The organism is Pedobacter sp. 01T416_2 (assembly GCF_056398925.1).
The window spans coordinates 1-9625 of sequence record NZ_JBFTQI010000138.1; the positions used below are offsets into that span (position 1 = coordinate 1).

Here is a 9625-nt window from a genome sequence, read left to right on the forward strand (position 1 = left end):
AAGTTTTACAATTAGAGAAATGGTTAACTACAGATAAAAAAAATGCACACAGGTAATTAATTTAAAATACCTGTGTGCATCTCCAAACGACCAACTAAGCCTAAATGACTAAAAATTATCGAATATTTTATTCTTTAATCGAGTTGAATGCTAGTGCAGGTCCGTATAAATAAAGGTTATCGTGTCTTTGGATACTAAGCCGCTCATATTTCCGCCTGTGTAAACTGCCTTATAACTCGATCCTTTTTTCAGGTCGTAGGCTTTAAGTAAATCGGCATTTGCAACCAGGCTATCACCTGGGTTTACCTTCGAATAACTCGATGCAGGAGGTGGCATTACTCTTTTGGCCATTGCGCCTTTGTACTGTGCTTCTTCTCCTTTTTCGTTCGTAATGCTTAAATAGCTGCTCATTAAAGGTTCGAAAGGTGTATGCCAGATACAGAAACTTTTTACACTATCGGTATTGTTGTACACTACAAACCTTAGCAATAGTGGGTCGCCGGTAGCTACATTGCCATTTATTTTCATTTTAACCTCAAGCGAATCGGTTTTATTAGCAGTAGTTTGAGGCATGCTTTCGCTTTTACTATTTGTGGTGTTTCTGGTGGCCTCACTGCAGGCAGAAAACAATACTAAAAGTGCAGGGATAATTATTTTAATGTTTTTCATGGAAGGGTTTTTTATATAAGCAAATGAATATTGATATTGTTTGATTAGCATCAAGCTAAAACGATTAAGTATCAAATATATAATTAATTTATACAGCTGTATGGCAAATCCAGACTAATAAAAGACGATTAATTTGAATTGACTAAAAAGTAAGCAATTCGACAGGCATAACCTGTTGATTTTGAGTTGTGCTGATCGCTGATCCGTACACTTAATTTATGCGTTCCGTTAGTGAGTTGATCGCTGAGTAGCAGGTACCATGGCAAATGCAAGCTTGAACTCCATTGGGTGTAAAGATCGATCATTTTTTCTTCTCCGTCATCTATGCGGTAATGGAGTGCACCCGCATCCGGGCCTGATAAAATAGCAATCCCCACGGTGTTTCCTTTAAAAATCAGATCAAAAGTACTGTTCCTGGTATTGCTTTCGAGCACTGGGATATTAACAAAACCTGGTCTTCCTTCCAGCCCGTCAGTTGGCTTCCAGTTTTTATTGATGCTAAAAGTATTTAAGTTTTCGGCGCTATTAATGCTAAGGTATTGTCCTTTGGTATAAGCAAATTTATCAATGATTTTAGGAAGACCTGCCGAAGCTTTCTCGTTGGCATTTTTCTGATTTTCTTCCAGATAAGTTTTAATGGTATTGAAATAAAGTTGTTGACCAAACGGTGATGGGTGCAGGTTTTTAAAATCAGCTGCCCAGGTAAATTCGCCATTGGCAATACGTTTATCAACTTCTAAAGCGAGATTAATAAATGGCAAGTGATAATATTCAGCCAAGTCGCTGTGTACTTTTACTTCAGTTGGGATTTTACCTTTATTAAAATCATCATTTTTATCTTCATCGGCAAAAGCCATCATTACGATATCCGTTTTCGGGTTCTTGCTTAAAGTATGTCTGATAATGCCTTCTAAAGCACGGCGCTGTGTTTGTTCAGCGGTTTTGTTGGCATGGTCGTTAACAGCCGATTCTAGAAACAAGAGATCAATTTTTCCACTGTCGAGTACATCGCGCTGAAGGCGGAACGCGTGTGGTAGACTACCCAATGATGGAATACCTGCGTTAATGAACCTGAATTTTGTTTGCGGATAAGTTTTGGCTAAATAATTACTTACCAATCCACGCCAGCCTTCCATATTGGTAATCGACCCGCCTAAAAAAGCCACGGTTACCGCTTCGTTTTTTCCAAATTTTTCTGCTATAGTATGGCTATAACCGTTAAAAGTGATGAACGACGATGATTGTAACTTGTTTTGCGCAAAGCTTTTGGAAAATAGTGCCGTAAAGAGTAATGTCAGGCAAAGAAAAGAGGTTAGTTTCATGTTGATTAGAAGAAATCAAAAGTAATAAAATTTACAATTGATGTGTGTTTCCAGCAATAATTTACTTGCATGATGGGTAACCAAAATTTACTTGCATGATGGGTAACCAAGCGATTGTCAGCCTAAGGGGTAATTTATGGTATGAAAATCCATATAAATTACAAGAGAATTTAAAAGAGGTGAGTCGATTAGAAGTATCGTCATTTCGATCCCGAAGATTCGGGAAGAAATCTTTAAATTCGATTTTCAATAACATAGTTTAAAGATCTCTCCTCCGAAGGAGTTCCTTTGGAACACTCCGCGGTGCTTCGGTCGAGATGACGATATTTCTATTGGAATCTGTTAATGATAATGGAGTCGAAGGGTAATTTAAAGATATTACTGGTTCAATATTGGGAGAGCAATACCAGTACAATATATCTGGGTTTCCTCCCGCTTTCCGTTTTATCCCGATGAATTATCGGGATGTTCACTCCAATCGGGTCTAGGTGGCCTGTTAGGTGGTACTATTTTTGGCTGGGCGCTTACCTGCACAAGCCCTTGTTTATAAACCCGGTAGCAGCGGGCATCCCGATTTTTACTAAACGCTCATTTTCAGAAAAAACCATATAAAATTTAATAGGAGAGCAATACCAGTACAATATATCTGGGTTTCCTCCCGCTTTCCGTTTTATCCCGATGAATTATCGGGATGTTCACTCCAATCGGGTCTAGGTGGCTCGTTAGGTGGTACTGTTTTTGGCTGGGTGCTTACCTGCACAAGCCTTTGTTAATAAACCCGGTAGTAGCGGCAGCCCCCGATTCTTTACCGATGAATCGGCACTAATTAGCATTGGGGCTACAGCGAATAACGGGGCTGCTGTTCCCGAAGAGTTGCTGAACGATCGTTTTCAAAAAAAGAATATCGATGTTTAGTTTGTCGCAAGTTTTTTCTTCCTTCTAAACCTTTTCACCTGCCCCATGTGTTCAGTCGGGATATTATCGCCCAGCAATTTCCCCCAGGGTTTAAGTCCATCAATCCGATCAAAAATGATTTTCAGTACCGCAATAAATGGAATGGAAAGGAACATTCCGGGGATGCCCCAAAGTGCAGCACCCATTAATACAATTACGATAGAAATAAGTGCGTTGATCTGCACCTTGCTCGAAACAATGCGCGGTACAAGGATATTGTTGTCGATAAACTGAATGAGTGCATAGGCACCTATAATTAATAATTGAGTGGTAAAACCATCCATGGTTAAAGTTGCCATTAACACTGGTAAGGCTATGGCAATAATACCGCCGATATAGGGTAGCAGATTCAGTATTGCCCCTATAACACCAATTAAAATGGCATTTTGTACACCGAGGATCAGCAGGGCAGCAGAGTTCATTACCGCAACAATTGAAGTTTCGATCAATAAACCGATAATATAACTTTGTATTGCTGCTTTCGTTTCACCTAAAATCTCGGCAACTTTTTGTTTGTTCTCCTCCGAAAATACTTCATAAATAAAATTAAGGATCAATGTTTTGTACAGCAAGATCAGAAAAGTATAAACGGGGATTAAAAAAACGACACTGAGCACGCCCATTAAGCCACTCAAGGTTTGGCCAATTAAAGCTTTACTTCCATTTGCAGCATCGTTAACCATTTGCATCTGTTTTTGCGAGGAGATTCCAAAGGTAGTTTGCAGCCAGGTTCTGATTTCTTCTAACAGTTGCGATAATTTGTGTTTAATGCTTTCCAGATCGTCGAAAAAGTGGGCAACCTGCGAGGATAGAAAATAGAGTATGGCAATTACGACAACAATACCGATAATCATAGCGAGCATAATGCTTACTATTTTAGGCATTTTTCTTTCAAAACGATTGGTAAGTGGGTTAAGCAATATCGCAATTAGCGCAGCGAAAGCAAGTGGCACAAGAATATCTCTCAGCACGCTCATTATAAATACTGTAATTACTAATCCTAAAAGAATTACAGGAGCTTTGATGTAAAATGGGTAGGTTTTAAGCATTTTTAGATGGGTTCACCGTTCAACAACCAAAAGGTAATAAAATTGTTTTAAAGTTTTTTAGCTGTTTAAGGAATAGATGAGCAGGACATCATTATTTTTTGGTATCAATTCACAGAAATAGCAAACAATATCCAGTTAATTTATAAATTTAGCACCATATTATAATAATAATTAAAAACTCCCCATGAAAAATAGCTTTTTAATAGCCATCTGTTTGTTTTTGTTTAGCCACATTTTAAGCGCTGCGGAAGTAGATACCGCTTTAACCTTTAGCAAATCGATGAACAAAAATATTAAAGCAGTGGTAATTAAACCCGATAGCTATAAAACAGGAAAAACCTTCCCTGTGGTTTACCTGCTCCATGGTGCCGGTGGTAACTATGCCGAATGGGCCAAAAAAGTGCCAGGAATTAAAAATCTGGCCGATCAATACCAGTTTATTATTGTGTGCCCTGATGGTAATGTAACCAGTTGGTATTTCGATAGTCCGGTAGATCCTGAATGGAAATATGAAACCTATGTAGCTAAAGAGTTGGTAAGCTATATTGATGAACATTATAAAACCATAGCCGAAAAAAAGGGTAGGGCCATTACCGGTTTGAGCATGGGCGGCCATGGTGCACTATACCTGGCCATTAAACACCAGGATGTTTATGGTGCCGTAGGCAGTATGAGTGGTGGTGTAGATATTAAACCTTTTCCAAATGGGTGGAATATCTCGAAAAGATTGGGAACACAGGATGAATTTCCAGAACGTTGGAAACAGAACAGTGTGATTGATATGATTTATCGCATTAAGCCAGGATCACTTGCTATTGCCATTGAATGTGGTACTGAAGACTTTTTCTATAAAATGAATGTACGTTTGCATGATGAACTCCTGTATAACAACATTCCTCATGATTTTACTGCCAGACCTGGTGTACACAACTGGGATTATTGGGCCAATGCGATTAAATTTCAGAGCGTTTTCTTAAGCAATTATTTTAACTCAAAACCTTAATATAGTTTAGGCGGCAAGCTGCACACCTACTTTATTAATGAGATTGTCTATATCAAATGGTTTAGCGATGAAATCGTTAGGATAACAGATAATGCCTCCTATATCATTTAAATTATGACTGGCCGAAATCATAATTACTGGAATGTGCAAGGTTAACTGGTCTGCTTTGAGTAGATTACAAAGATCTCGCCCATCCAGGCCCCCAAGCATCACATCCAACAAAATTAAATCGGGTTTAAATTCGCTAATCCGCTGGTTAAAATGACTTGCATCCATTAATCCACTTACCTGATAGCCTTCCAGTCTTAAAATCAATTCTATAACCTCCAGTATTTCCTGACTATCATCAACCACTAATATTTTTTTCATCTTCTCGTTCTCCTTCAGGTTATTGTTATTGCATTAACATATTGTAAATAAATAACTTGTGATTGRTTAACAAGGGCAGGGCTAAAAGGTTTCGATCTATTTTGACGAAAGCACAACGTTTAGTTTTAAGCGTGCCGGTAGTCCAATCGAGAAAAATAATGAGCAGACTAGTAATCATGCAGATTGCGATAAAATTAAAATGATGTAGCGATAGTAATGTAGTTTGCATTAAAATTAATACATCATTTTAAGTAAAAAATTAACTTTTAGATTACATACAAGCTAAAGACTTACCATATTTTTGACCGTTCTCGAAATCTTATTTATAAAACAGGAAACGAAGATTTAAAACCAAAAATGAAATACTTAGTCAAAGAAATCAGTGACGGAAACTGCGATATTACATTATTGCCAGAGAACCTGAATGATAGAAATCTTTTAGCCGAAACAACGAAAAACCTTCAGCACGATTATCAAGAAGCTATCCAATCGCATTATGAGCATGCGTTGAAAAATGAAGTTCATGGCAATGCGGCATTTGTTTCCTTAAACAACGAGGAAAGCAATTATCCAAAAAGAGTAAATGTAAATTACCAGATTATCCTAAGTTAAGCGGATATTCTTCTGGCAAAGGCTTTCTTTATGGCAAAGAAAGCCTTTTTTATTTTAGGATTCTTTTGTTCCAAATGCAGTAAAATAAAAATGATGTTGATTCATTGCGCTTTTCTCAACATGGGCCATAAATGGCGGATACTGTTATTAATCCGAATTGCTGCAAATGGTGATAAAAATGTTTGCTGTGCCATATCAGCCATTCTTTATAGGTCATTGGTCCAAATGCGCCATGTATTTCGGTTTTTCCAGGTTCAGCGAAATACCGGTCAAAATCACGAAGTTCTGTCATTAACTGTTTAGTGGCACTAACCAGATCTGGATACAGTAACTTTTGCTGAGGTGTTCCGAATACTACATTCCTTGGTATTTCTACAGCGGTGTAGATATTGATTTGTCTGGCGTTGTTTGCTTCTTCTTCTGAAACTTCACAGAAAGGTTTCTTTTTGCCATTGGTATATTCAACCTGGCTTATCAAGTGTTCAACCATTTGTTGTGCGGTCATTTTTCCCCAAATAGCAAATGTGCTTGGTTGAAGTTTTAGCAACAGGCTTTCTAAATATTTACGGTTCTTTGGTGCTATTAGCTCGGTTAGCGGGTTCATTTTATATGGGGTGCAGGTTTACAGGTAAGCTGCTGTACAAATATATGCTATAGCTTAGCCGCGGAGTGGGGTGATCCAAGACAATTATAAGGCGATATTTGCCAATTGTATATTATCACAATAATAATTGAAATAGATTCTTGATCCTCTTTTTTCCAGATTCCTCATTTGAGCGATGAGATAAATAACTTGTTAAACAACAACCCTTTCATTTCTGAAAGCTTTTTGTTCGATTTTTTGTGTGTACAGTGAACGAGAAATTATTAGAACACCTTTCTGGCTTCTTGGAGTTATTAGAAAGGATTTTGGAGAAAGTTAATCTAGAAAATAGCGAGGAAGATCATGCCAGATCTGGAGTTGCAAAAATCTTTTGAGTGTTTGATGGCGAAGGGATGAGAGATTTTTACAACACCTAGGCAAATCAGTCGGTTTTGGAATAAATAATTTGATAAAATATTTAAAATTAGGTATTTATCAAATTATTTACTACGTTAGTTCTATAAAGTTCAATCTTAAAATAAATCAATTAACCACTCAAAAATAATTTTATGAAAATCAAAGTTCACACTCTATCAGTTATAGCGTTGGCGCTATTTTTTTTAACATCTTGTAAACAAACAAAAAAAATTGAGCTTGACGAAAATAGCAAAAATAAATTTAAAATATTTGATATTAACAAATTGCCAAGTGAAGCATCACTAGTTGAGGAAGGAGCTGCTGGAGGAAAGAATCCTCTTGTTATAGAAGCCTTACCAAAATACTATACTAAAAGAAAAATATTTCAAGGCTTAGCCGGTTTAAGTTATGACCTTGTTTACATCCCTGGGAATATAGTGAAATTTGACGAAACTGACTCTTCGTATACAATTGTGACGCTTGATCCTGTATTGCTAGATTCATTAGCTCCAAGTATTAAATCGCTGGATAATGCGATAGTTTATAGCAGCAAAATTAATAATACGGCAAACTTTAATGCAACGGCCTTAATTGGCTCAGCATCCGTAGGTGCAAAGGAAATTATGGAAATTGTTATACAAGATGTAACAACTTCTATAGTGCCAAAAAATTATGTAGATAAGGATGCCATAAAAGCACTTATTAGTACGCTTCCTGCAGCAGACCTTAAAAAATATTTTTTTGTGAAAACTGCAACTCTTACACTRATTAATAATAAAAGATTGTTGAGGCAGATTTAACGGCAAAAGTAAATGCAAGTTTTGTAACAGCAGATGGAAGAGCTTATTCTAGCAACAATAAGTTTTCACAAGATAGAGTAGTTAGTATCGATTTAATCTCACTTAAAGATGCCTTACTGTAAGATTTCGGTTTTATTAATGTTTGGGTTTTCTTTAATTCCTTTCTTGTCAATTGCCCAAGAGGTTTACCCAACTGGAGAAAAGGAAACAAGTGCTCTAGAAATTAAAGAGGGCAGCCCAGTAATTTACAATAAAAGCCAAAAGCCGTTAGAAAATAGTATTGATTTAGAATATATGATGCCAGTTGCAGGTTACCAAGGGAAAAACAAACAATCTTGCTGGGCATTTGCAACGACTTATGCTTTAAGAAGTGTGTTGGATAAGCATAAATCTTTAATTGACGGTAATAAAAATACTGACTTTAAAAAAGTGTATAGCCCAGAATATGTTTATCAATATTATAACCAAGGTAATGAGGGCTGCGATTTTACGGCACGATCGATAACAATGCTTGGTAAGATTTTACAAGATGGAGGAGTAAAATACTTAGATTTAAAGTATAGTCCTACTGTTTGTACAATGAAGTTGGATCCAATTCTTAAAATTAAAGCGAGTAAAGCAGCAATGCCAAACTATGAAGTTGTTGAAGTTAATGACATCTATACAATTAAAAAGGTGCTTAACGACAATATCCCTTTAGTGCTAAGTGTAAAGATTGATAAGTATTTTCAAACTTCTGGAAATATTACTAAGTCAAATCCTTTTTGGAAAACAGCAGCTGCATCTAATTTTAGCCATGCAATGGTTATTGTTGGGTATAGGGAGGATATTAAAGCATTCAAAGTATTGAATTCTTGGGGAGTTGGTTGGGGAGATAGAGGATATGTTTGGATATCTTATTCTATTCTTGAAGGAGGTGCAATGAACTATGCTTGTTATGTTAGAAAAAAAATAGTCAATTTTTTACCAATTAAAGAAGGTAGTTTAGAAGATGAGGTAGATAGATTAAAATCTGACAGTTCAAATAACTACATTTCTAGCTGGGCTAAAAAAGGATATTTTCGTCGTTTTAACAACTATAAAATTATAGTTTCTAAAGTAAGTAATTCAAAAGATTATGCTGTAATCAATATCAGGGATGATAAAGATGTCTTAAAATATAATTTCTTTATTCAAGAGGATTCTTCTAAGGAGTTTTATATTGATGACAGAAAGTATCGATTTACGTTGGATGCCATTGATAATGCTGGTTATAATTTTATAAAAAAAGCTGCCTATTTTACTATGGAGGGATTATGATTGCATATTTCACTAATAGTGAACCCCTCCATTTCAGTGCAAAGTGGCCGCCAAATGGATTGCCGAGTAAATACAATATTGTTCCTTTCCCTCTGAACAAATACCAACAACTCCTCCCAACTGCTTTCTAGATTCAGCTATTTACGAAATAACCCGTCCAGGAACTCAAAATAGCCCAAAACAGACCCTCTGGATACTGCAAGTTACGCGAGATCCCCAAAAAAATGCGATAGCGGCTTAGAAGGGCTGATAGATTAGCCCTTACCTTTGACCATTAGAGCTTCATACAGCCTCCATTTCGCTTAAATTCGACCAATTACTCCTTGGTGCTATAATCTAAAAAAGCAGCTAAGGCAATCAAAACGGCCACTTTGCTCTGTAATCAGGTGTCGGTTTGAAGCGGAATGGAGCGTCAGTTTGAAAAAGGAACGTGCGGCCATTTTTCCTGAATACCCAATCTAAGCTAGAAAGTAAATCTGTCAATGACATATTCAAAAATTTTGAAATTCTAGATACATCAGATAAAAAAGAAATAGTGAGTTTATTTC

The 9625-nt window shown here is 36.6% G+C and carries 10 protein-coding genes; 4 read left to right on the forward strand and 6 right to left on the reverse strand.

Annotation, left to right across the window (positions count from 1 at the left end; translation table 11 throughout):
- Positions 1 to 150: 150 nt before the first annotated feature.
- The 3 genes from AC1DPQ_RS08245 to AC1DPQ_RS08255 form a co-directional block, all read right to left on the reverse strand.
- Entirely contained in the window at positions 151 to 669 is a 519-nt protein-coding gene (locus tag AC1DPQ_RS08245) for a protease (RefSeq protein ID WP_477579901.1), read from the reverse strand.
- A gap of 128 nt (positions 670 to 797) precedes the next feature.
- Positions 798 to 1991 (reverse strand): SGNH/GDSL hydrolase family protein, encoded by a 1194-nt coding sequence (locus AC1DPQ_RS08250; protein WP_477579899.1) that lies wholly within the window; start codon positions 1989 to 1991, stop codon positions 798 to 800.
- Positions 1992 to 2902: 911 nt separating this feature from the next.
- Positions 2903 to 3994, reverse strand: coding sequence for an AI-2E family transporter (locus tag AC1DPQ_RS08255; RefSeq protein WP_131029731.1), 1092 nt, complete (start codon positions 3992 to 3994; stop codon positions 2903 to 2905).
- A gap of 184 nt (positions 3995 to 4178) precedes the next feature.
- Here AC1DPQ_RS08255 and AC1DPQ_RS08260 point away from each other — a divergent pair, with 184 nt between their 5' ends.
- The gene (locus AC1DPQ_RS08260; RefSeq protein WP_477579897.1) at positions 4179 to 4997 is read left to right on the forward strand and encodes an alpha/beta hydrolase; all 819 of its coding nucleotides are present in this window, start codon (positions 4179 to 4181) and stop codon (positions 4995 to 4997) included.
- Positions 4998 to 5003: 6 nt separating this feature from the next.
- Here AC1DPQ_RS08260 and AC1DPQ_RS08265 read toward each other — a convergent pair whose 3' ends face one another.
- The gene (locus tag AC1DPQ_RS08265) at positions 5004 to 5366 is read right to left on the reverse strand and encodes a response regulator (protein ID WP_477579895.1); all 363 of its coding nucleotides are present in this window, start codon (positions 5364 to 5366) and stop codon (positions 5004 to 5006) included.
- A 357-nt stretch (positions 5367 to 5723) separates the two neighbouring features.
- Here AC1DPQ_RS08265 and AC1DPQ_RS08270 point away from each other — a divergent pair, with 357 nt between their 5' ends.
- Positions 5724 to 5978, forward strand: a complete 255-nt coding sequence (locus tag AC1DPQ_RS08270) for a hypothetical protein (RefSeq protein WP_029279491.1) — start codon at positions 5724 to 5726, stop codon at positions 5976 to 5978.
- Positions 5979 to 6093: 115 nt separating this feature from the next.
- Here AC1DPQ_RS08270 and AC1DPQ_RS08275 read toward each other — a convergent pair whose 3' ends face one another.
- Positions 6094 to 6582 carry a DUF1569 domain-containing protein gene (locus AC1DPQ_RS08275; RefSeq protein ID WP_477579893.1) on the reverse strand — a complete coding sequence of 163 codons (489 nt, stop codon included), beginning with the start codon at positions 6580 to 6582 and terminating at the stop codon, positions 6094 to 6096.
- A gap of 548 nt (positions 6583 to 7130) precedes the next feature.
- Between AC1DPQ_RS08275 and AC1DPQ_RS08280 the strand changes: the two genes are divergently transcribed.
- Positions 7131 to 7778 carry a hypothetical protein gene (locus AC1DPQ_RS08280; protein WP_477608759.1) on the forward strand — a complete coding sequence of 216 codons (648 nt, stop codon included), beginning with the start codon at positions 7131 to 7133 and terminating at the stop codon, positions 7776 to 7778.
- Between the two features lie 108 nt (positions 7779 to 7886).
- On the forward strand, positions 7887 to 9077 hold the full coding sequence (locus tag AC1DPQ_RS08285) for a C1 family peptidase (RefSeq protein ID WP_477608761.1): 1191 nt from the start codon (positions 7887 to 7889) through the stop codon (positions 9075 to 9077).
- 357 nt (positions 9078 to 9434) lie between these two features.
- Here the strand turns inward: AC1DPQ_RS08285 and AC1DPQ_RS08290 are convergent.
- On the reverse strand, positions 9435 to 9625 hold a 191-nt coding region (locus tag AC1DPQ_RS08290), incomplete at its 5' end, for a hypothetical protein (protein ID WP_477608763.1).

Bases quoted from the DNA above. Each gene is read 5' to 3' on its own strand.
- AC1DPQ_RS08245 (WP_477579901.1), bottom strand. From the start codon at position 669: ATGAAAAACATTAAAATAATTATCCCTGCACTTTTAGTATTGTTTTCT.
- AC1DPQ_RS08250 (WP_477579899.1), bottom strand. From the start codon at position 1,991: ATGAAACTAACCTCTTTTCTTTGCCTGACATTACTCTTTACGGCACTA.
- AC1DPQ_RS08255 (WP_131029731.1), bottom strand. From the start codon at position 3,994: ATGCTTAAAACCTACCCATTTTACATCAAAGCTCCTGTAATTCTTTTA.
- AC1DPQ_RS08260 (WP_477579897.1), top strand. From the start codon at position 4,179: ATGAAAAATAGCTTTTTAATAGCCATCTGTTTGTTTTTGTTTAGCCAC.
- AC1DPQ_RS08265 (WP_477579895.1), bottom strand. From the start codon at position 5,366: ATGAAAAAAATATTAGTGGTTGATGATAGTCAGGAAATACTGGAGGTT.
- AC1DPQ_RS08270 (WP_029279491.1), top strand. From the start codon at position 5,724: ATGAAATACTTAGTCAAAGAAATCAGTGACGGAAACTGCGATATTACA.
- AC1DPQ_RS08275 (WP_477579893.1), bottom strand. From the start codon at position 6,582: ATGAACCCGCTAACCGAGCTAATAGCACCAAAGAACCGTAAATATTTA.
- AC1DPQ_RS08285 (WP_477608761.1), top strand. From the start codon at position 7,887: ATGCCTTACTGTAAGATTTCGGTTTTATTAATGTTTGGGTTTTCTTTA.